The following is a 20,527-nucleotide window of genomic DNA, read 5'->3' on the forward strand; positions in this document are numbered from 1 at the left end:
TGGCCGCACGCCGATCAACATCGATCACACGCGCGAGGAGCTACGACATGACCACCGCTGGGACCCCTGTCGCCGTCGTCACCGGAGCCAGCAGCGGCATCGGCGCGGCAACCGGGCGGCAACTGGCCGCCGCCGGCTACCACGTCGTCCTCACCGCACGTCGCAAGGACCGCATCGAAGCGCTCGCCGCCGAACTCACCGCCGCCGGACACAGCGCCACCGCTCGAGCCCTCGATGTGACCGACCGCCCGGCCGTGGACTCCTTCGCCACGTCCCTCGACCGCTGCGACGTCCTCGTGAACAACGCCGGCGGCGCGCTCGGCGCCGACCCCGTCGCCACCGGGGACCCCGCCGACTGGCGCCGCATGTACGAGGTCAACGTCATCGGCACGCTCAACCTCACCCAGGCGCTGCTCCCCGCCCTGACCGCGAGCGGCAACGGCACCGTCGTGATCCTCTCCTCCACCGCGGGCTTCGGCACCTACGAAGGCGGCGGCGGTTACGTCGCGGCCAAGCACGGCGAGCACGTCCTCGCCGAGACCCTCCGCCTGGAGATCGTCGGCACTCCGGTCCGCGTGATCGAGGTCGCCCCCGGCATGGTCAAGACGGACGAGTTCGCCACCACCCGCTTCCGGGGCGACACCGAGAAGGCCGCCAAGGTCTACGCGGGCGTGGCGGAGCCGCTGACCGCCGACGACGTCGCCGACACCATCACCTGGGCGGTCAGCCGCCCGCCCCACGTCAACATCGACCTGCTCGTGGTCCGCCCGCGGGCGCAGGCGTCCAACTCGAAGGTGCACAGGGAGCTGTGATGAGCGACGACATCACCATCAGCCGCCTCACGGCCGGGGATCTGCCCACCGCGTCCGACGGCCTCGCCACGCTCCTCCTCGACGCCGTTGACGACGGGGCATCGGTGGGCTTCACCGCGTCCCTCACCGCCGAACAGGCCACCGCCTGGTGGGCGTCCCTCGCGACCGAGCTGACCGACGAACGTGTCGTCCTGTGGGTTGCCCACGACGGCGACCGGTTCACCGGCACCGTCCAGCTCAGATGCGAGACCTCACCCAACGGCCGCCACCGCGCGGAGATCGCCAAGCTCCTCGTGCACCGCACCGCGCGCGGCCGCGGCACCGCCCGTCGTCTCCTCGCCACCGCGGAGCACTTCGCCCGCACCGGCGGCCGCACCCTGCTCATGCTGGACACCCAGACCGGCAGCGCGGCCGAGCACCTCTACCGCGCCGCGGGCTGGACCCCTCTCGGCACGGTCCCCGACTACGCCGCCGACCCCTCCGGCGCGCTGCGCCCGACGACGTTCTTCCACAAGTCGCTGCCCGCCTGAAGCAGGCGGGCGACGCGGAAGGTCCCGGACCGTCGGTCCGGGACCCTGGTGGAGAGGCGCGCGGAGGCCGGCCGCTCAGCCCTTCACGCAGACGACCTGCTTCAGCTTCGCGACCACCTCGACCAGATCCCGCTGCTGGTCGATGACCTTCTCGATCGGCTTGTACGCACCCGGGATCTCGTCCACGACACCGGAGTCCTTGCGGCACTCCACGCCCCGCGTCTGCTCCTCCAGGTCCCGCGTCGAGAATCGCCGCTTCGCCGCGTTGCGGCTCATCTTCCGGCCCGCTCCGTGCGACGCCGAGTTGAAGGACGCCGCGTTGCCGAGGCCCTTCACGATGTACGAACCGGTTCCCATGGAGCCCGGAATGATCCCGTAGTCACCGCTGCCGGCACGGATCGCGCCCTTGCGGGTGACCAGCAGGTCCATGCCCTCGTACCGCTCCTCCGCCACGTAGTTGTGGTGGCAGCTGATCTCGTGCTCAAAGGCGACCTTGGCCTTCCTGAACTCCTTGCGGACCACTTCCTTGAGGAGCCCCATCATGACCGCGCGGTTGTACTTCGCGTACTCCTGTGCCCAGAAGAGGTCGTTGCGGTAGGCCGCCATCTGCGGAGTGTCCGAGACGAACACCGCGAGGTCGCGGTCGACCAGGCCCTGGTTGTGCGGCAGCTTCTGCGCCTCACCGATGTGGTACTCGGCGAGTTCCTTACCGATGTTCCGCGACCCGGAGTGCAGCATGAGCCACACCGCATCGGTGGTGTCGACGCAGACCTCCACGAAGTGGTTTCCGCCGCCCAGTGACCCCATCTGCTTCGTCGCCCGCTCGCGGCGGAACTTGACCGCGTCCGCCACATCGTCGAACCGGTCCCAGAATCCGTCCCAGCCCCCGGCCTGGAGACCGAACACCCGCTCCGGGTCGACCATCTCGTCGTGCATGCCGCGCCCGACCGGGATGGCCTGCTCGATCCTGGAGCGGAGCCGCGAGAGGTCTCCCGGCAGGTCGTTCGCGGTGAGCGACGTCTTCACCGCCGACATTCCGCAGCCGATGTCGACACCGACGGCTGCCGGGCAGACCGCACCGTGCATCGCGATGACCGAGCCGACGGTGGCGCCCTTGCCGTAGTGGACGTCCGGCATCACGGCGAGGCCCTTGATCCACGGCAGCGTGGCCACGTTCCGCAGCTGCTGCATCGCGACGTCCTCGACGGTCGCGGGATCGGTCCACATCCGGATCGGGACCTTGGCGCCCGGCATCTCCACGTAAGACATGACTACTCGATTCCCCCGAAATGACTTGAAAAGCAAAATCCGTGATCAATTCCGCGAATGACTCGGCAGACCGGCGGCCACGGCAGCGTGTGCGATAGACATTGTGTCCATCGGCCTCCGACCGGCGGCAACCAGTTTTCGCCGCGGAAGCGGCGCGGAGCACAGACAGAAGGGAGCCCGGGCGTGCAACGAAAGGCGTACGTGCCCGTCGCGGCGGCGCTTCTCGCGGCGCTCGTCACCGGCTGCACCGCCGGCAACGGCACAGAGGGCTCCGACATCGACGCCAAGGCCAACGGGGCCAAGGCATCCGCGGCGCCCCCCGGCAAGTACCGCACGCTCCTCGAACCCTGCGGGGCCGTCGGGCGTTCCACCCTCAGGGATCTGCTGCCCGGCACCGTCACTCTGCCCGAGGAACAGCAGCAGAAGGTGCTGCGCGGCACCGCCGCGGTCACCTACGACACGGACCGCCGGGTCGCGTGCAGCTGGCAGGGCGACTCCCCGGACGCCTCGCACCAGCTGCGGGTCGACTTCGAACGTGTCGTGTCCTACGACCCGGCGGTGAGCGACGACGACCGTGCGCAGGAGGTCTTCGCGCAGAAGCAGGCCTCCGCGTCCGTCCCGATCGCCACCGTGCCCCCGAAGGCGCCCGAGGAGGAACCGGACCAGGAGGACGGCGTCTCGCCGTCCGCCACGCCAAGCCCCGGCGGCGCGGGCGAGAAAGGCCTGCCCCAGCCAGGCGCCGGAGCGGACGCCGCGGCCGGCGCCGCCCCTTCGCCCCTGTCCACGTCGGCGACCGGGTCCGCGGCGGGCTCCACTTCCACCGGCCCGTCCTCCGGGACCTCGCAGGACGGGCTCCAGCCCAGGACGCTCGAAGGACTCGGCGACGCGGCGTTCCTCGACGATGTGCTCGGCAGTGCCGGCTCCACGGCTCAGCGCCGCACGGTGAGCGTGGTGTTCCGCACATCCAATGTGATCGTCACCATCGTCTACGGCGAGCAGCCGGCCCTGATGTCGGAGGTCCCCGACAGCAAGGAACTGCAGGACAAGGCGCAGAGTCTGGCCAGAAAGCTGGCGGAGCAGTTCGACGAGTGAGCGGCTGCGGCACCGGCAGTGACCCACGCCCTCGTACAGCGGTCCGGCCCACCGACGTGCCGTGTCCGCGTACGGTGGCCTGGCCGACAGGCCGCCGACCGGCGCGCCGACGGACCGACCGAACGACCGACTGAAGGAACCATGCACCGTTCAGCCCCGCGACTCACCCGCATACTCGCCTGCGCCGCCGTCCCGGTGATGCTCGTCGTCGCAGGTTGCTCATCGGACTCCGACAGCAAGTCCGAGGACTCAGCCACCGCCTCGCCCACCCCCGAGGCGAAGAAGTCCCCGACCGTCGCGCCCGCCAAGTTCAGCAAGCTGCCGAGCCCGTGCGACTCGATCACGGAGAAGACGATCGAGTCCCTGGTGCCCAGCGTGAAGTCCAAGAACGGCGACTCCGGCAAGTCGTCGGACGTCACGCGACGCGGCAGCTGCTCCTGGAACGGCCTGGACGACAACGGCGTGAAGGGCTCGCAGTACCGCTGGCTCGACGTCTCCTTCCTCCGCTACGACTCCGACGCCTCGCTCGCCGTCAGCGCCGAGCAGCGCGCCAAGGACTCGTACGCGAAGGAGATCGCGAAGGCCAAGGCGACCGAGGGCGCCAAGGACGTCAAAACCGCTGCCGCCGCGGGTATCGGCAACGAGGCGACGACGGTCAACTACCAGCTGCGCAAGACCGAAGAGGACTTCGTGTACGCCGTGATCGTGGCCCGCACGGAGAACGGCGTGGTCACCCTCACCTACAACGGCACGGGTTACGCGGGCGCCAAGAACCCCTCGGTCGCCGATCTGACGGAGGACGCCCTCAAGGCGGCGAAGGAGGCCGTGGCCTCGGTCGCCACCGCCAACAAGTAGTACACAACTGCATAACACCGGGAGCCCGGACGGTCCGAGTCCGGTGGCATGTGCCAGGCTGTGCCCGCCGGTTCGGGAGTCCGGTTCTTCATCCGGTTCAGGAATTGGGGAGGGTCGCGGGTGGCCGCGATGCAGCTGACACGAACACACCGAGTGCTCATCGGGATCGTTGTCGCGGGTGCGTTGATCATCGCGGCGATCGGTTTCGCGGGGTCGTACGCCGCCGTGCGCGAGCTCGCGGAGCAGAAGGGCTTCGGCAGCTTCTCCCTGGTCTTCCCCATCGGTATCGACGCCGGCATCTGTGTGCTGCTGGCGCTCGACCTGCTGCTGACGTGGATGCGAATACCGTTTCCGCTGCTGCGTCAGACGGCCTGGCTGCTGACCTTCGCGACGATCGCGTTCAACGGCGCCGCGGCGTGGCCCGACCCGCTCGGCGTCGGCATGCACGCGGTGATCCCGATCCTCTTCGTGGTCTCCGTCGAGGCCGCCAGGCACGCCGTGGGCCGGATCGCGGACATCACGGCCGACAAGCACATGGAGGGCGTGCGTCTCACCCGCTGGCTGCTCTCCCCCGTCCCCACGTTCAAGTTGTGGCGCCGGATGAAGCTGTGGGAGCTGCGCAGCTACGAGCAGGTGATCAAGCTCGAGCAGGACCGGCTCATCTACCAGGCCCGTCTGCAGGCACGTTTCGGCCGCTCGTGGCGGCGCAAGGCCCCGGTCGAGGCACTGATGCCGCTGCGGCTGGCGAAGTTTGGCGTACCGCTGGCCGAGACGGCCCCGGCGGGCCTGGCGGCCGCCGGCATCGAGCCCGTTCTGCTGCCCCCGGCCCCGATCGCGGCCCAGCCGGAACTGGAGTCCCGAGCGTCCCGGGCCGATGAACCGGTCGCGGTCCCGGTCGCGGCCGCCGAGGACGCGCAGAGCCAGTGGTTCTCCACCCCTCAGAAGACCGAGTACCACGGCGAGTACGACCCGAACTACGAGTTGCCGGTGTACGAGCCGCAGCAGGAGCACCAGTCCTGGTACGCCGAGCAGCCGCAGCAGATCCCGATGCCGCGGCAGCGCCGTACAGAGCCCGAGCAGGAGCCGGCGGAGCCCGAGGCTCCGGTGCCGGTTCCGGAGCCGGAGCCGCAGTTCCAGGTGCCGAACGGAGCGGGCGGTACCCGGCCGCTCGGTGAGGGTGTGAAGGAAGCCCTGCCTTCGGAAGACGACCTGTACCAGGTGTTCCGGCACTCGATAGAAGGTGAGGGCATGCCGACGCCCGGCGCCTTCGCCGGAAACGTCGAGGCCGCGTACGGACTTCGTATGCAGGCCCGCGAGGTGAACCACTACATGGACCGATTCACCGCCCGGCTCAACGGCGAACTGATGGACGACCACATCGCCTGAGGGCTGTCCCGGACGGCGAACGGACGGAGGGCCTCACCCGCGTCGCGTGTCGGGTGAGGCCCTCCGCAGTCCGCGAGAGTCAGGCGGCCAGCAGCTTCCGCACCCGGTCCGCCCCCACCGCGAGCAGCAGCGTGGGCAGCCGCGGGCCGGTCTCACGGCTGACCAGCAGACGGTAGAGCAGGGCGAAGAACGAGCGCTGGGCGATCTTCAGTTCCGGCGTCGGCTTGGCATCCGGTTCCAGGCCCGCCATGACCTTCGGCACGCCGTAGACGAGCGTGGTCAGCCCGTCCAGCGACCAGTGCGTGTCCAGGCCCTGCACCAGCAGGCGGAGCGACTCGCGTCCCTGGTCGTCCAGCGAGGCGAGAAGCTCGGTGTCCGGCTCCGAGCGGACCACGGTCCGCGCGTCGGCCGGGACCTGGGTGGTGATCCAGTTCTCGGCCCGGTCGAGCCGCGGCCGGGCCTCGTCCAGCGAGGTCAGCGGGTTCGCCGGGTCGAGGTCGCTGAGGATGCGCAGGGTCTGCTCGTCGTGGCCGCCGGTGATGTCGACGACCGAGGCGAGCGTGCGGTACGGCAGCGGGCGCGGCGTCCGCGGCAGCTCACCCGCGGCGGTGCGGACGGCTCGCGAGTACGCGGCCGCGTCGGCCGGCAGCACGCTGCCGTCCTCGACCTTGCCCGCGAGCTTGTCCCACTCGTCGTAGAGCCGCTGGATCTCCTGGTCGAAAGCGATCTTGAAGGACTGGTTGGGCCTGCGACGGGCGTACAGCCAGCGCAGCAGCGGCGCCTCCATGATCTTCAGCGCGTCGGCCGGGGTCGGCACGCCGCCTCGCGAGGAGGACATCTTGGCCATGCCGCTGATGCCGACGAACGCGTACATCGGGCCGATCGGCTGGACGCCGTCGAACACCTCGCGCACGATCTGCCCGCCGACGACGAACGACGAGCCCGGCGACGAGTGGTCGACACCGCTCGGCTCGAAGATCACGCCCTCGTACGCCCAGCGCATCGGCCAGTCGACCTTCCAGACCAGCTTGCCGCGGTTGAACTCGCTCAGCCTGACGGTCTCGCCGAACCCGCACGCCGTGCAGGTGTAGGCGAGTTCGGTGGTCCCGTCGTCGTACGAGGTGACGGTGGTCAGGTCCTTCCCGCACTGCCCGCAGTAGGGCTTGTACGGGTAGTACCCGCCCGCGCCGCCGCTGCCGTCGTCCTCCGCGGCCGCGCCGGAACCCTCCGCCGCCTCGAGCTCGGCCTCGTCGACCGGCTTCTGCGACTTCTTCGCGGGTGCCTTCTTCGTGCGGTACTGGTCGAGGATCGCGTCGATGTCGCCGCGGTGCCTCATCGCGTGCAGGATCTGCTCGCGGTAGGTGCCCGCCGTGTACTGCTCGGTCTGGCTGATCCCGTCGTACTCGACACCGAGCTCGTCCAGCGCCGCGGTCATCGCGGCCTTGAAGTGCTCGGCCCAGTTCGGGTACGAGGAACCGGCGGGCGCCGGGACGGAGGTCAGCGGCTTGCCGATGTGCTCGGCCCAGGACTCGTCGATGCCCTCGATACCGGCCGGCACCTTGCGGTAGCGGTCGTAGTCGTCCCACGAGATGAGGTGGCGGACCTCGTGGCCACGCCGCCGGATCTCGTCCGCCACCAGGTGCGGGGTCATGACCTCACGGAGATTGCCCAGGTGGATGGGGCCGGAGGGGGACAGTCCGGAGGCGACCACGACCGGTTTGCCAGGCGCACGTCGCTCCGACTCGGCGATGACCTCGTCCGCGAAACGGGAGACCCAGTCGGTCTCGGTGCTGCTCTGAGCCACGGTCGGCACGTCCTTCTTTCTCGAAAGCTGGGTGGAGCTCCCGGCCATTCTCCCAGACGGAGGGTGTTCCTCCGGGGTTGCCCGTCCCCGGCCATTCTTCCGGGAAACGGTTTGCTTCTCCATGGGATACTTGACAACCGCAACAGCCCCCTGACAGGAACGGAAGCTCATGGCCTCGGTCCCTTCCCTCGCTTCGAACGTGCAGCAGCGTCTCGCGGACGCCCTGACGGCAGCCCTGCCGGAGGCCGGCGCCGTCGACCCCCTGCTGCGACGAAGCGACCGGGCCGACTTCCAGGCCAACGGCATCCTGGCGCTCGCGAAGAAGCTCAAGGGCAACCCGCGGGAGCTGGCCGCCAAGGTCGTCGAGGCCATCCCGGCGAACGACGTGCTGAAGGACATCGAGGTCTCCGGCCCCGGCTTCCTGAACCTCACGATCACCGACAAGGCGATCACCGAGACGCTGGCCGCCCGTGCCGCCGACGACCGTCTCGGCGTCCCGTACGCGCAGAACCCGGGCACCACGGTCATCGACTACGCCCAGCCGAACGTGGCCAAGGAGATGCACGTCGGCCATCTGCGGTCCGCCGTGATCGGTGACGCGATGGTGCAGATCCTGGAGTTCGCGGGCGAGAAGGTGATCCGGCGCCACCACATCGGCGACTGGGGCACCCAGTTCGGCATGCTCATCCAGTTCCTGATCGAGCACCCGCACGAGCTGGACCACAAGGAGGGCGTCTCCGGCGAGGAGGCGATGTCCAACCTCAACCGCCTCTACAAGGCCGCGCGCGTGCTGTTCGACTCCGACGAGGAGTTCAAGGCGCGCTCCCGCGACCGTGTGGTGCAGCTCCAGTCCGGCGACGAGGAGACTCTCGCGCTGTGGCAGAAGTTCGTGGACGAGTCGAAGATCTACTTCTACTCGGTCTTCGACAAGCTCGACATGGAGATCCGCGACCCCGACGTCGTCGGCGAGTCCGGGTACAACGACATGCTCGAGGAGACCTGCCGCATCCTCGAGGACTCCGGCGTCGCCGTGCGTTCCGAGGGCGCGCTGTGCGTCTTCTTCGACGATGTGCTGGGCCCGGACGGCAACCCGGTGCCGCTGATCGTGAAGAAGTCCAACGGCGGTTACGGGTACGCCGCCACCGACCTCTCCGCGATCCGCGACCGGGTGCGGAACCTCGACGCCGACACCCTTGTGTACGTCGTGGACGCCCGCCAGTCCCTGCACTTCAAGATGGTCTTCGAGACCGCCCGACGGGCCGGTTGGCTGAGCGACGAGGTCAAGGCCGTCCAGCTGGCGTTCGGCACGGTGCTCGGCAAGGACGGCAAGCCGTTCAAGACCCGTGAGGGCGAGACGGTGCGGCTGGTCGACCTGCTGGACGAGGCGATCGACCGGGCGACGGCCGTCGTCGCCGAGAAGCGGGAGAAGGTCGGCCTCACCGACCAGGAGGTCGCCGAGAACGGCCGGTACGTGGGCATCGGCGCGGTGAAGTACGCCGACCTGTCGACGTCCGCGGTGCGCGACTACAAGTTCGACCTGGACCAGATGGTGTCGCTGAACGGCGACACGTCCGTCTACCTCCAGTACGCGTACGCCCGTATCCAGTCGATCAAGCGCAACGCCGGCGAGCGGCGTCCCGCCGCGCACAGCGAGCTGCCGCTCGCCCCGGCGGAGCGGGCGCTGGGTCTGCACCTCGACCGGTTCGCCGAGGTGCTGGCCGAGGTGGCCGGCTCGTACGAGCCGCACAAACTGGCCGCGTACCTGTACCAGCTGGCGTCGCACCTGACCACGTTCTACGACCAGTGCCACGTGCTCAGCCCGGACAACTCGCCGGAGGTCGTGGAGAACCGCCTCTTCCTGGTCGACCTCACCGGACGCACGCTCCACCAGGGCATGGCGCTGCTGGGCATCCGGACGCCCGAGCGCCTCTGATCACACCTGCACCCGCGAACACACCGTTCGCGCACTGGCCGGACGAGTCAGCGAGCCACCCACTCGCCCTTGTCCGGCCAGTAGTCGTGCATGGGACGGCCTTCCACGGCACTGGTACGGAACGGCCTGCCGTCGTCGTCGACGCGGACGGTCCCGCGCCGGTCACCACTGCTCCACGCGACCTCCAGGTACCAGCCGACGTGGTGTTCCTCGGTGTGCACGTCGAAGTTGAGGACCTGCGGATCGTTCGACGCCACCTTGTACGGGAAGTCCTTGGCGGGCACGATCAGGTCGCCGTCCGTACCCGCGACGGGCGTCGCGACGGGGCGGCCCGCGTCGAGGTCCACGTCGAAGGTCTGCGGAGTGACACCGCTGCCGCACCCCTCACCCATGGAGTAGGCGTCCCACTCGAGCGGCTTCTCCCGGGAGACGGTCCGCACGTGCACGTCGGTGATGACCACCGAGTCCTCGGTCCTCCCGGTGGCGGTCAGCTGGAGCTGCATACGGCCGGCGTCGACGCCGCCGAGCACGCGTGCCCAGGTCCGATGGTCCTGCGGGGCGGGCTGCGGGGGGACCGTGCCCGGCTTCTTGCCGAGGAGGTAGTACTGCCCGCACGGCGCGGCCCAGTTGTACGAACTGATCCCCACGCGCAGCGGCACACCGCCGGTCCCGGCGGAGGTCTCGCCGGCACGCGACGCCGCCGCGGAGGGGGCCGCGCCCGGGCGGGAGGCACTCGGATCCGCGCCGGTGCCGGGTGAGGCACTCGCCGAGGGTGAGGCGGAGCCGGTGCGGGAGGCGGAAGGGGACCGGGTTTCCCCGGTCGGCGCGACGGCTCCGGCCGACCCGCCGGTCCTCGCGTCCGGATCACGGGAGTCACCGGTGTCGCTCGCGACGACGGCCACCGGGACGGCGAGGACGACGACGGCGGCCGCGGCCAGGGCCACGACGAGGCGCTTGCGGCGGGGGCCCTCCCCGGTGCCGGGGGCGGTGACAGGCGGAGGTCCGAGCTCTTCCGGCGCGGCAGGCGAGGCAGTCGCGGCAGGCGAGGCAGTCGGGGCAGTCGGGGCAGTCGCGTCCGCCGTACCGACCGTCCCGGAAACGGTCTCCGGTGCCGCGCCCGCGTCCGCCGCCGAAGACGTCTCCGAGGTCCCCGCCGTGGCCGTCCCCGCCGTGGCCGTCCCCGCCGTGGCCGTCCCCGCCGTGGCCGTCTCCGCGCCCGCGCGTCCACGCCGGCGGGCCTCGTCCGCGAGGATCCACCGCCGGTGCAGATCGACCATCTCCTCGCGCCCCGCACCGCACAGCCGAGCCAGCCGCTCGACGGGGGCGAACTCGGCGGGAACGGCGTCACCGTTGCAGTACCGGTGCAGCGTCGACGTGCTGACGTGCAGCTTGCCCGCCAGCGCTCCGTAGCTGAGCCCGGAGCGATCCTTCAACTGCCGCAGCACACCTGCGAGCTGCTCGGCCTCCGGCGTCGTCGCCACTGCGGTTCTCCCCCCACGTCGTCCCGGTGCCGCGTCCCGGAACGGCGTTCCAGGCAAGGGCTTTCCGCCCAGGTCAGGGTACTCACAGCCGTTCCGGCATCCCCAATGGTCCGGCAGGCGTTGCGGCCGGAATCCACCCCCGCCCAACCTGTGAACACGCCGCAAGGCACGACCCGGCAAGACCGAGCACGACCATCCGAACGGGGAGAACCACCACCATGCGCACCAACCTGATCCGCAGCACGTCCGTCGCCGCCACGGCCCTGATCGCGGCCCTCTCGCTCACCGCCTGCCAGAGCGACGACGGCGCCCGTGACGAGGGCGCCGCCCCCTCCACGAGCGCGCCGACCGCACAGAAGCCGGCCAAGGACTCCACCACGAAGCCGACTTCGGACCCGGCCGAACCCGCGAGCACGCCGACCGACAAGCCGGCCGGTGCCGGCAAGGGCAAGGGAGAAGACGCCGGAAACGGCGGCTCCGCCGCCGGCACGGGCGGCGGCGGGGCCGAGGACCCGGGCCCGGTCACGGCAGCCTGCGGCGCGGACGTGAAGGTCACCTACAGCACGGTGCGCCGTCCCATCAACCACGCGCTGCTCACCATGACCAACACGGGCTCCAAGGCCTGCAACGCGTACCACGCGCCGCTGCTCCGCTTCGACGACGGGCAGGCCGCCACCGCCGTCGACGTCGACAGCAAACCGCAGGCCGTCGTCACCCTCGCCCCGGGCGAGTCGGCCTACGCCTCGATCATGCTGGCGGCGGCGGACGGCAGCGGGGACGACGGCCGCACGGCCGCGAAGCTCGCCGTCGGCTTCGCTCCGCGCAGCGGCTCCGGCTCGACCGACGACGCACCGGCCGTGATCAGCCTGCCGGCCGACACGTACACCGACACGTCCACGACCGTCAGCTACTGGCAGGGCTCCATGGAAGACGCCCTCATGCACTGACGTCCCGGGTACCGGCATCCCGGGCGACGAACCGGCCGCCCCGTGAGCACGGGGCGGCCGTTCAACGGATCTCGTGCGACGGCCTGCCCGCGGCGTCGTCGATCTCCGTGTGGGCCTTCTGCAGCAGCTGGGAGGCGAGGTCCATCAGGGCGCGCGCGCCCGCGATCTCCTCGCCGACCAGCATCTGCGGTTCGTCGGACCTGTGACGGTTCGCGTTTCCGTGACCGCGGTACTCCGTACCGTCACCGAGCCGCACCATGGCGGCCGCCCGGGTGCGGTCGCCCTCTTCCTTGAACTCCATCTCGATGTGCCATCCGACGAGTGTCTGCATGACGGAATCACCTCCGGCGTTACCACTTCAAGGGTGCTCCGCACGGCCGCTGATCGCGAACCCTCACCCCGGGGACGCGCGGCATACCGCGCCCTGCCGACGGCCTCCGCCGCGAACCTACCCGCAAGTCTCATTGGTCTATACCTTGACTCGATCACGTCAAGCGCGCTTGAGTGTGCCCACAGCCCCCCACCGCGGCCTGGCCCCGGAGAGCAACTGCCCTCCCGGGCAGGGCCGTTGCGCTCAGAAGGAGTGATCGAGTGCTGAGAACCCGCCTGATGGCCCTGCTCACCTCCCTGTTCGTGGCCGCCGGCCTAGCCGTCGGCCTGACGGCCTCCGCGTCGGCCGCCTCGCCCTGCGACACCGCCCCCAACTGGCAGCAAGGCGCCTGGTACACGGCTGGCAACGTTGTCAAGTACAACGGTTCCTACTACATAGCCGAACACGACAATCCGGGCTACAGCCCCACCATCAGCACCTGGTACTGGGACCCCTACAACTGCGGTGGCGGCGGCACTCCGTCCCCCACCGGCTTCGTGGTCAGTGAGTCCCAGTTCAACCAGATGTTCCCGAACCGGAATTCCTTCTACACCTACAGCGGCCTCAAGGCGGCCCTGAGCGCCTACCCGGCCTTCGCCAACACCGGCAGCGACACGGTGAAGAAGCAGGAGGCCGCGGCCTTCCTCGCGAACGTCAGCCACGAGACCGGCGGCCTGGTCCACATCGTCGAACAGAACACCGCCAACTACCCGCACTACTGCGACTGGAGCCGGCCGTACGGCTGCCCGGCCGGTCAGGCCGCCTACTACGGCAAGGGACCGATCCAGCTCAGCTGGAACTTCAACTACAAGGCCGCCGGTGACGCCCTCGGCATCGATCTGCTGAACAACCCCTGGCTCGTCCAGAACGACGCGGCCGTGGCCTGGAAGACCGGCCTCTGGTACTGGAACACCCAGAACGGTCCCGGCACGATGACCGGCCACAACGCCATGGTCAACCAGGCCGGCTTCGGTCACACGATCCGCTCCATCAACGGCTCCCTGGAGTGCGACGGCAAGAACCCGGCACAGGTCCAGAGCCGGGTCAGCAAGTACCAGCAGTTCGCCCAGATACTGGGCGTGCCGACCGGCGGGAACCTCTACTGCTGAGGTCCGGCCACCGCTGAACGGGCCGCGGACCGGGGAGACGTCGCCCCCGGCCGCGGCCGCACCATGTCCGGGCTCGCCCGGTGGGGCGGCGCAGACGGGTACGGCTGGTCCTGTCCGTAGTGCGGGAACACGACGGTGCGGGCGGTGAACCGTGCTCGTCCCACGGTTCACCGCCCGCACCTGTCGGAAGGGCGTCGTCAGCCGTGAACGCCGACGCGACGACGCCGTCGGACGACGACGAACGCCCCGGCGGCCAAAGCCCCGGCAGCCATGGCGGTGCCGATGACCGTCTCCGCCGTGCCGGAGGGCTGGGAGCCGCCCAGACCACCTTGCGTCGCCGTCCCCTTGAGCACCGTGAAGCCCGCGTGGGCACTGCGGCCCGAGCACGTCACGGTCAGGGTCGCCGCTCCGGGGGTGGCCGTGTTGTTCACGCGTGCCGTGGTCGTCGTCGTGGCCCCTGCGGGCAGTCGCACGGCGGGGAACGCCGCCGAGGTGACCGTACCGCCGTTCGTACAGCCGCTCGCCGTCACGGACAGCGTCGCGCCCTGATGGACCTGCGACGGACTCACCCGCACGTTCGTCGGCCCGCCTCCGTCCGGCGCACCGCCCGCCCACGCCACTGCCGGCGACAAGGCCAGCACCATGCCGGCGACGCCGGCTCCTGTCGCTATCCGGGAAAACCGCATCCTTCTCTCCTCCACACGAGCACCGTCCCGGAGAAGTCCCGGGAGATTGGCCAATCTGTGCCGTGCACCACACTCGCCGCGATCACCGGCAACGACACGTCCGCATCACCCCGCCCCCGGGCCCGGCGAAGCCGCATCTCCCCAGGTCAGCAGGTCATTCATGAGTCCCGGAACGGAAACGGGAGGATGAAGCAAATGGCCTATGCCGCTCGAATTCGCACCACACCACCTTGCCGGGTGCGCGCGGCCCCACCCCCCACCGATCGGCCAGCGCGTCCACCAGCAGCAGGCCGCGCCCCGACTCGCCGTCCGGGTCCCGCAGGCGCGGCTTCCCGTCTCCGCTGTCGTGCACCTCGACGCGGAGCGCGCTCCCCTGCTCGTACAGCCAGAGCCGCAGCAGGTATCCGCGCCCCGGCGGCACACCGTGCACCAGCGCGTTCGTCGCGAGCTCACTCACGCACAGCGTGACGTCGCCGGCCCGCGCGTCCCAGCTCCAGGCGGTCAGCGCGTCGCGGACGAACTCGCGGGCTGTGCGCACCGATCGGCGTTCGCGGCGGCAGAACAGTTCGCGCAGGTCCTCGTGTCGCATGGTCTTGTCCACGGCGACGAGCGTCGCGTCGAGTCAGCGACGTGCGGCACTTCGTCGAGCCGTACATTTGATTTGTACGGGCGGTGGAGGCGTAACGTACGGACCGGCCCGGGGAGTTGCACGGGTATGCACCCCAGGAGAAGCCCTCGCAAGAACGCGACCGCCGTGCGGATGGTCGGCCGCCAGCTGGCCCGCTTCCGCGAGGCCGCGGGCCTCACCCAGCGTGAGCTCGCCGCCGAGTTCAACCTCGGTGAAGAGACCGTCGCCTCCGTCGAACAGGGCCGCCGCCCGCTCAAGCCGGACCTCGCTCAGAGATTCGACGACCGCCTCGACACTAAGGGCGCGCTGTCGGTGGCGCTGGAGCACCTGCCGGAGGTGGACCTGATCCCGGCGTGGGCGGAGGAGTACATGGACCTGGAGCGGGATGCGATCGCACTGTCCTGGTACGACAACCAGGTCGTGCCCGGTCTGCTCCAGACGGAGCGGTACGCACGCGGGGTCTTCCGCAGCCGCGTGCCCGCGTTCAACGCGGACGAGATCGAGGCACAGGTCGCCGCCCGCGTGGCCCGCCAGGAGATCCTGGCGCGGACCCGGCCGCCGACAATCAGCTTCGTGATGTGGGAGGCCATCCTCATGGACCGCTTGGGCGGGGACGAGGTGTACGAGGAGCAGGTGCGCCACCTGCGGGCGTGCGCCGAACTGCCGGGTGTCTCGCTCCAGGTGATGCCGTTCGGCCGCACCAGCCATGCGGGGCTGGACGGCCCCTTCACGCTGCTGGAGACCCTGGACCATCAGCTCCTCGGCTACACCGAGAGTCAGCGCGGCAGCCAGCTAATCTCCGACCCGGACGAGGTCAGCATCCTGGCGCGGAAGTATGCGATGCTGCGGACACAGGCCCTCAACCCGGAGGACAGCAAGGGTCTGTTGGACCGGCTGCTGGGAGAGTAATGAGCACCGCACTGAAGTGGTTCAAGTCCAGCTACAGCGGTAGTGAGGGCGGCCAGTGCCTCGAAGTGGCCTACGACTGGGGCAAGTCGACCCACAGCGGCAGCGAAGGCGGCGCGTGCGTCGAGGTCGCCACCCACCCCGCCGCGATCCACGTCCGCGACTCCAAGGACGCCGGCGGCCCGGTGCTCAGCCTCGCACCGGCCGCCTGGACGGCCTTCACCGCGCACGTGGGCTGACGGCCGGCGGGGTCACGCCAGCGACTCCGCCATCTCCTCCGCCTGCTTCAGCACGCGCTCGATCGCCGCGGGCTGCTTGTCCGGCGGGTAGCCGTACTTGCGCAGCAGCCTCAGCACGCGTGCCATGATCCGGTCCCTGGCCTGCTCCTTGAGCTTCCAGTCGACCGTCACGTCCTTGCTGATCTGCTCGTACAGCTCGTGTGCGATCTTCGCGAGGAGTGAGTCGTCCATCTGCTCAACGGCCGACGGGTCGGCGGCCAGCGCGTCGTAGAAGGCGAGTTCGTCGTCCGTGAGCCCGAGGTCCCGTGCGCGTCCCCGGTCGGCCGCCACGTCACGCGCCAGGTCGACCAGGAACTTCATGAACTCGGCCGCCGTCAGCAGACCGTTGGTGTAGCGGTTCATGGCGGCCTTCATCCGGTTGGTGAAGCTCTCCTGCCGGGTCAGGTTGTGCGGGTGGGCGGCCTTGATGTCCTTCACCAGCTGACGCCTCAGCGCCTCGATGGCGAGATTCGGGTGCTTGGAGTTCTGGAGGTCACGCAGCATCGATTCGTCGAGGTGGGACAGGTCCGGCTTGGTCAGACCGGCCGCGTCGTAGATGTCGACGACGCCGTCGGCCGCCACGACGGACGCGTTGAGCTGTTCGATCAGCAGCTTGACGTCCACCGCGCTGGTCGCGCCCTCCAGGGCGCGCTCCTCGGCCGTGTGCCGCTCCCGCGCGTTGCGCACCGTCTCGAAGAACCGGATGTCGGGCAGCAGGTCCTGCACCCGGGCGTCGGTCGGGCAGAGCGCGAACGCCTGGCGGAGCTTGTTCGCGTAGTGCTGGAACAGCTCCTTCCGCGTGGCCTGGTCGGGATCGAGACCCGGCTCGGGCACGATCAGGAACTCCAGCACCTCCGTCACCGCCTCGCGGTACGCCTGGCCCCTGCCGCTCGCCAGGACCCTGCGCCACGGGCACCCGTGCAGCAGGTCTTCCAGGCGCTGGTGGCTCTCCCGGACAAGCTGGACCGCCCCGGCCAGGTCCGCGCCCAGCATCCGGTCGTCCTGGTCCTCCTTCGAGTACTCGGCGAGCGCTTCCTTGATCTCCCGTATGACCCCCTGGAAGTCGACGACCAGGCCGGCCGTCTTGCCGGGCCAGGTGCGGTTCACCCGCGCGATCGCCTGCATGAGGGCCGCGCCCCGCATCCGCTTGTCCAGGTACAGGGTGTGCAGGGGCGGTGCGTCGAAGCCGGTCAGCCACAGCGACTGGACGATGATCAGCTCCAGCGGGTCGTCCGGATCGACGACCCGCTTCTGGATGTCCTTGAGCTGGTCGGGGGTCCGGACGTAGTCGGCGACCTCTTCGGTGTCCCGTGCCGGGCTGCCGGTGAACACGACGCGTACGCGTCCGGTGTCGTCGGTCAGCAGGCCCGACTTCGGGTTCCGTTCGCCGGCCCAGTCGGGACGGCGGCGGATCACCTCCTCGAACACGCGGGCAGCAATCGCACGCGACGCGCAGACCACCATGCCCTTGCCCGTGTGCCCCGGCTTGTCGGGCCGGGCGGTCAGCTTGCGCATCTCGGCGCTGCGGGCGTCCCAGTGCTCCAGCAGCGCGCCCACGAGTTCCCGGATGCGGGCCTTGGAGCCGATCAGGTCCTCGTACTGGCCGAACAGCCGGCGGGCCTGCCTCCGCTCCTCGTCCGTCAGCCCCTCGACGAGGCCCTCGGCGCGGGCGTCGAGCTCGTCCAGGTCGGCGTCCTTGATCAGGTCCACCTTGACGAGATGCGGCTCGTAGTAGACGGGGACGGTCGCGCCGTCGTCGACGGCCTGCGTGAGGTCGTAGGTGTGGATGTTCTCGCCGAAGACCCCCTCGGTGCTGCCCGTGGCGTTGTTGATGGGGGTGCCGGTGAAGGCGATGAAGGTGGCGTTCGGGAGGGCGTCGCGGAGATTGCGGGCGTAGCCGTCGATGAAGTCGTAGTGGCTGCGGTGCGCCTCGTCGATGACGACGATCACGTCGCGGCGCGGTGAGATCTGCGGATGCCGGGCCCCGGCGGAGCGTTCCGCCTCGGTGAGGCGGAACTTCTGGAGCGTGGCGAAGACGACACCGCCGTTGGCGTCGGGGGTGTTGAGCAGGTCGCGCAACTGCGGGGTGTCGATGGCCTGGACGGGCTCGCCGCTGATCCTGCGGCGGAGCGTGGCGCTGGCGGCGAAGGTGTTGAAGAGCTGGCTGTCGAGGTCGATCCGGTCGGTGAGGACAACGAAGGTGGGGCCGGCCAGCTCGGGGGTGGAGGACGCCTTGCCGACGTAGAAGAGCATCTCCTCGCTCTTGCCGGCGCCCTGCGTGTGCCAGACGACACCGGCCCGGCCGTCGGTCGCGATCGCGGACTCGGTGGCGCGGACCGCTTCGTTCACGGCGATGTACTGGTGAGCCTTGGCCAGCTTGACCGTGTCGACGTCACCTCCCGACTTCTCGGCCGAGTAGGAGAGGAAGTGGGCGATCAGGTCGAGGAACCGGGCCGGTTCGAAGGCGCCGTAGATCATGCGCTCCAGCGCCCGTCCGTCGCCGCGCTGGTGCTTGCGCAGCATGACGTCGTCCTCGTCGGCGTTCCACGGGGCCATGTGCTGCCAGGGCGTGAACGGGGTGCCGACGCGGGCCGTGACACCGTTGGAGACGAGCGCGACGAGGATCGTGCCGAAGGCGCCGGTCTGCTTCAGCTCGCGGCGGTAGCCCTGGATCTGATCGTAGGCGGCGCGGGCGTCGTCGTTGCTGTCGGCCTTCTTCAACTCGGCGACGGCCAGCGGGAGGCCGTTCACGTACAGGACGATGTCGAATATGAACGTCCGGTCCTTGACGCTCTTGACACGCACCTGGCTGGCGGCGATCAGCTCGTTGCCGTGTGGATCGCCGAAGTCGACGGGCCGGACGACGGTGTGGAGCGTCTCGCCCGTGGCGGGGTCGTCGTGCGCGACGGACACGCCGGTGGTCAGGTACTCGTAGAAACGCTGGTTCTCGCGCAGGTCGTTCTGCGTGAGCTGCGTCAGCAGCTCGGCGACGACGTCGTCCGCGGCGCTCTCGGGCAGGCGGGGGTAGCGACGCAGGATCGCCTTGCGGAGGTTGGGCCGCAGGACGAGGTCGCTCCAGTCCGCACGGACGTTGTACGCGGGGCCCAGTTCGGCCCCGGGCACATGCAGCCACCCGTACTCGGCGAGCAGCCCGAGCGCGTGAGCTTCGAGCTCCCACTCGGTGAGCCGGTCGACGGGGGGCTCACCGGGCGGGTGGGGTGGCGGCGGCTGTCTGTGGCTGGGGCCGGGGCCGGGGCTGCTGCCACTGCTCATACGACCTCCTCGACGAGGCGGGTGGCGTCCTTGACGCGGAGTTTCCCTGTGACGAGCTGCGGGAGGAGGGTGTCGCGCAGCTCGGCGAGGGTGCGGTTCTCGTGTGTCACGTGCGCCGCTGCGGCATCGAGCCCCGCCAGGCGTACACGGGTTGCCTCCGTCACCGGCTCTGGCGGCAGGACGACGGGGACCTCTCCGAGGATCGAGGTGTTCAGGTTGGGCATAGTGGCACCCACCGCGTGTTGCGCGATCCAGTCCTGAATCTCAGGCTCACCGAGGTAGTAGCTGATGAACAACGGACTCGCGGCTGTTCCGACTCGCACACGCAGACAGCCGGTGCCGCAGAGCCATCCCTCCTCGTAGCTGCGCACGAGCGCGCGGCGCTTCACGTCGCCTCGCCGGGAGTACACGATGTCTCCCTCAGCCAAGAGGTACTTGGACAAGCGCTGCGCATCCACGGCCGTGATCCTGGCGATCCCGTCTTCTGAAATGACGTTGTCGCCGATGTTCTGCGGCATGACGCTCGGAATTCCGGACTCAACGTAGTCGGCGGCGTGGAGCTGACTACCGAACGGCCCGGTCTGGATTGCACCACCGCCTGCGGCGCAGAGCCGGCCAAGGTTGGTGCGCTGCCACTCAGCAGGGAGGGCCGCATCGCGATCAGTCAGGGAAGTGATGCGCTCAGCGTGCCAGACGGCTTCCATGGTGGCGCGGCAGAGTGAGCGTGCGGTGGCCGCGATCTGCTCGTTGAGCGCGATCTTGTCGTCCAGCGCGCCAAGCACCTCGGCGATGGCCTGCTGTTCCGCTCGGGCCGGGAACGGGACCAGCACGTCTCTCAACGTCGCAAGCGAATTCGCAATGCTGGGTACACCGACCTGTGACGCATTTGCCAGCAGTGCGCGCTGCCCTTGCGGAGAGCGGAACCAAAAGTAGTAGAAGCCCGGCACGGCCCTGTCCCGATCGAGGCGAGCCTTCATTTGACTCGACGAGATCACGTACCGCGGAAAACGAGGATTCTGAGGGATCACAGAAACCTGGCCAATCGTCCCCTTCCTCGTGAAAATCAGCTCGCCAGGTCGCACGGTCGCCGAATCGAGCTCATCCGCCAAGGCCTCAGAGATGAACACAAAGTCTCGATCCACAAACCGCCCAGCACCCAGATTTACTC

At 69.6% G+C, this 20,527-nt stretch carries 18 protein-coding genes; 10 read left to right on the forward strand and 8 right to left on the reverse strand.

Annotated elements, in window-relative coordinates; translation table 11 throughout:
• The first annotated feature begins 47 nt into the window (after nt 1–47).
• Both ACFYV1_RS14800 and ACFYV1_RS14805 read left to right on the forward strand, forming a co-directional pair.
• Complete coding sequence (locus tag ACFYV1_RS14800) at nt 48–812, forward strand: SDR family NAD(P)-dependent oxidoreductase (protein WP_389395831.1); 765 nt, start codon at nt 48–50, stop codon at nt 810–812.
• A complete protein-coding gene (locus ACFYV1_RS14805) occupies nt 812–1,342 on the forward strand; it encodes a GNAT family N-acetyltransferase (protein ID WP_389395832.1) in 531 nt (176 codons plus the stop codon). The genes ACFYV1_RS14800 and ACFYV1_RS14805 overlap by 1 nt, the downstream gene beginning before the upstream one ends.
• Nucleotides 1,343–1,417: 75 nt before the next feature.
• Here ACFYV1_RS14805 and ACFYV1_RS14810 read toward each other — a convergent pair whose 3' ends face one another.
• Nucleotides 1,418–2,611, reverse strand: a complete 1,194-nt coding sequence (locus ACFYV1_RS14810; RefSeq protein WP_389395833.1) for an RtcB family protein — start codon at nt 2,609–2,611, stop codon at nt 1,418–1,420.
• Nucleotides 2,612–2,794: 183 nt separating this feature from the next.
• Between ACFYV1_RS14810 and ACFYV1_RS14815 the strand changes: the two genes are divergently transcribed.
• The 3 genes from ACFYV1_RS14815 (at nt 2,795) to ACFYV1_RS14825 (ending at nt 5,944) form a co-directional block, all read left to right on the forward strand.
• Nucleotides 2,795–3,703, forward strand: a complete 909-nt coding sequence (locus ACFYV1_RS14815; protein ID WP_389395834.1) for a DUF3558 domain-containing protein — start codon at nt 2,795–2,797, stop codon at nt 3,701–3,703.
• Nucleotides 3,704–3,844: 141 nt separating this feature from the next.
• On the forward strand, nt 3,845–4,558 hold the full coding sequence (locus tag ACFYV1_RS14820; RefSeq protein WP_389395835.1) for a DUF3558 domain-containing protein: 714 nt from the start codon (nt 3,845–3,847) through the stop codon (nt 4,556–4,558).
• A 129-nt stretch (nt 4,559–4,687) separates the two neighbouring features.
• Nucleotides 4,688–5,944, forward strand: a complete 1,257-nt coding sequence (locus ACFYV1_RS14825) for a DUF2637 domain-containing protein (RefSeq protein WP_389395836.1) — start codon at nt 4,688–4,690, stop codon at nt 5,942–5,944.
• Nucleotides 5,945–6,023: 79 nt separating this feature from the next.
• Here the strand turns inward: ACFYV1_RS14825 and lysS are convergent, their stop codons facing one another.
• On the reverse strand, nt 6,024–7,757 hold the full coding sequence (gene lysS, locus ACFYV1_RS14830; protein ID WP_389395837.1) for a lysine--tRNA ligase: 1,734 nt from the start codon (nt 7,755–7,757) through the stop codon (nt 6,024–6,026).
• Between the two features lie 160 nt (nt 7,758–7,917).
• Between lysS and argS the strand changes: the two genes are divergently transcribed.
• Entirely contained in the window at nt 7,918–9,681 is a 1,764-nt protein-coding gene (gene argS / locus ACFYV1_RS14835; protein WP_389395838.1) for an arginine--tRNA ligase, read from the forward strand.
• Nucleotides 9,682–9,728: 47 nt separating this feature from the next.
• On the opposite strand, the gene ACFYV1_RS14840 is transcribed toward argS, so the two are convergent.
• Nucleotides 9,729–11,162: a helix-turn-helix domain-containing protein gene (locus ACFYV1_RS14840; protein WP_389395839.1), complete on the reverse strand. Its 1,434-nt coding sequence runs from the start codon at nt 11,160–11,162 to the stop codon at nt 9,729–9,731.
• Between the two features lie 218 nt (nt 11,163–11,380).
• Between ACFYV1_RS14840 and ACFYV1_RS14845 the strand changes: the two genes are divergently transcribed.
• Nucleotides 11,381–12,109, forward strand: a complete 729-nt coding sequence (locus ACFYV1_RS14845; protein ID WP_389395840.1) for a DUF4232 domain-containing protein — start codon at nt 11,381–11,383, stop codon at nt 12,107–12,109.
• Nucleotides 12,110–12,170: 61 nt separating this feature from the next.
• On the opposite strand, the gene ACFYV1_RS14850 is transcribed toward ACFYV1_RS14845, so the two are convergent.
• Entirely contained in the window at nt 12,171–12,440 is a 270-nt protein-coding gene (locus tag ACFYV1_RS14850; protein WP_389395841.1) for a DUF1876 domain-containing protein, read from the reverse strand.
• A 278-nt stretch (nt 12,441–12,718) separates the two neighbouring features.
• On the opposite strand from ACFYV1_RS14850, the gene ACFYV1_RS14855 reads away from it, so the two are divergent.
• Nucleotides 12,719–13,588, forward strand: a complete 870-nt coding sequence (locus ACFYV1_RS14855; RefSeq protein WP_389395895.1) for a glycoside hydrolase family 19 protein — start codon at nt 12,719–12,721, stop codon at nt 13,586–13,588.
• A 197-nt stretch (nt 13,589–13,785) separates the two neighbouring features.
• On the opposite strand, the gene ACFYV1_RS14860 is transcribed toward ACFYV1_RS14855, so the two are convergent.
• Together ACFYV1_RS14860 and ACFYV1_RS14865 are read right to left on the reverse strand one after the other, a co-directional pair.
• Nucleotides 13,786–14,274 carry a hypothetical protein gene (locus ACFYV1_RS14860; protein WP_389395842.1) on the reverse strand — a complete coding sequence of 163 codons (489 nt, stop codon included), beginning with the start codon at nt 14,272–14,274 and terminating at the stop codon, nt 13,786–13,788.
• A 154-nt stretch (nt 14,275–14,428) separates the two neighbouring features.
• Complete coding sequence (locus ACFYV1_RS14865; protein WP_389395843.1) at nt 14,429–14,875, reverse strand: ATP-binding protein; 447 nt, start codon at nt 14,873–14,875, stop codon at nt 14,429–14,431.
• A gap of 114 nt (nt 14,876–14,989) precedes the next feature.
• Here ACFYV1_RS14865 and ACFYV1_RS14870 point away from each other — a divergent pair, with 114 nt between their 5' ends.
• Both ACFYV1_RS14870 and ACFYV1_RS14875 read left to right on the forward strand, forming a co-directional pair.
• Nucleotides 14,990–15,811, forward strand: a complete 822-nt coding sequence (locus ACFYV1_RS14870; protein WP_389395844.1) for a Scr1 family TA system antitoxin-like transcriptional regulator — start codon at nt 14,990–14,992, stop codon at nt 15,809–15,811.
• Nucleotides 15,811–16,047, forward strand: coding sequence for a DUF397 domain-containing protein (locus tag ACFYV1_RS14875; protein ID WP_389395845.1), 237 nt, complete (start codon nt 15,811–15,813; stop codon nt 16,045–16,047). Before ACFYV1_RS14870 ends, ACFYV1_RS14875 begins: the two co-directional genes overlap by 1 nt.
• A gap of 12 nt (nt 16,048–16,059) precedes the next feature.
• Here the strand turns inward: ACFYV1_RS14875 and ACFYV1_RS14880 are convergent, their stop codons facing one another.
• Nucleotides 16,060–19,359 carry a type I restriction endonuclease subunit R gene (locus tag ACFYV1_RS14880; RefSeq protein ID WP_389395846.1) on the reverse strand — a complete coding sequence of 1,100 codons (3,300 nt, stop codon included), beginning with the start codon at nt 19,357–19,359 and terminating at the stop codon, nt 16,060–16,062.
• A complete protein-coding gene (locus ACFYV1_RS14885; protein ID WP_389395847.1) occupies nt 19,356–20,486 on the reverse strand; it encodes a restriction endonuclease subunit S in 1,131 nt (376 codons plus the stop codon). The genes ACFYV1_RS14880 and ACFYV1_RS14885 overlap by 4 nt, the downstream gene beginning before the upstream one ends.
• Nucleotides 20,487–20,527: the final 41 nt, after the last annotated feature.

The sequence above is a fragment of the Streptomyces sp. NPDC003023 genome (assembly GCF_042888225.1).
GTDB lineage: Bacteria > Actinomycetota > Actinomycetes > Streptomycetales > Streptomycetaceae > Streptomyces.

Excerpts from the sequence above, each read along its gene's own strand:
- ACFYV1_RS14875 (WP_389395845.1), top strand. The coding sequence starts at position 15,811 with ATGAGCACCGCACTGAAGTGGTTCAAGTCCAGCTACAGCGGTAGTGAG.
- ACFYV1_RS14820 (WP_389395835.1), top strand. The coding sequence starts at position 3,845 with ATGCACCGTTCAGCCCCGCGACTCACCCGCATACTCGCCTGCGCCGCC.
- ACFYV1_RS14870 (WP_389395844.1), top strand. The coding sequence starts at position 14,990 with ATGCACCCCAGGAGAAGCCCTCGCAAGAACGCGACCGCCGTGCGGATG.
- ACFYV1_RS14860 (WP_389395842.1), bottom strand. The coding sequence starts at position 14,274 with ATGCGGTTTTCCCGGATAGCGACAGGAGCCGGCGTCGCCGGCATGGTG.
- ACFYV1_RS14810 (WP_389395833.1), bottom strand. The coding sequence starts at position 2,611 with ATGTCTTACGTGGAGATGCCGGGCGCCAAGGTCCCGATCCGGATGTGG.
- ACFYV1_RS14805 (WP_389395832.1), top strand. The coding sequence starts at position 812 with ATGAGCGACGACATCACCATCAGCCGCCTCACGGCCGGGGATCTGCCC.
- ACFYV1_RS14845 (WP_389395840.1), top strand. The coding sequence starts at position 11,381 with ATGCGCACCAACCTGATCCGCAGCACGTCCGTCGCCGCCACGGCCCTG.
- ACFYV1_RS14800 (WP_389395831.1), top strand. The coding sequence starts at position 48 with ATGACCACCGCTGGGACCCCTGTCGCCGTCGTCACCGGAGCCAGCAGC.
- argS (WP_389395838.1), top strand. The coding sequence starts at position 7,918 with ATGGCCTCGGTCCCTTCCCTCGCTTCGAACGTGCAGCAGCGTCTCGCG.
- ACFYV1_RS14880 (WP_389395846.1), bottom strand. The coding sequence starts at position 19,359 with ATGAGCAGTGGCAGCAGCCCCGGCCCCGGCCCCAGCCACAGACAGCCG.
- ACFYV1_RS14850 (WP_389395841.1), bottom strand. The coding sequence starts at position 12,440 with ATGCAGACACTCGTCGGATGGCACATCGAGATGGAGTTCAAGGAAGAG.
- ACFYV1_RS14855 (WP_389395895.1), top strand. The coding sequence starts at position 12,719 with ATGGCCCTGCTCACCTCCCTGTTCGTGGCCGCCGGCCTAGCCGTCGGC.
- ACFYV1_RS14825 (WP_389395836.1), top strand. The coding sequence starts at position 4,688 with ATGCAGCTGACACGAACACACCGAGTGCTCATCGGGATCGTTGTCGCG.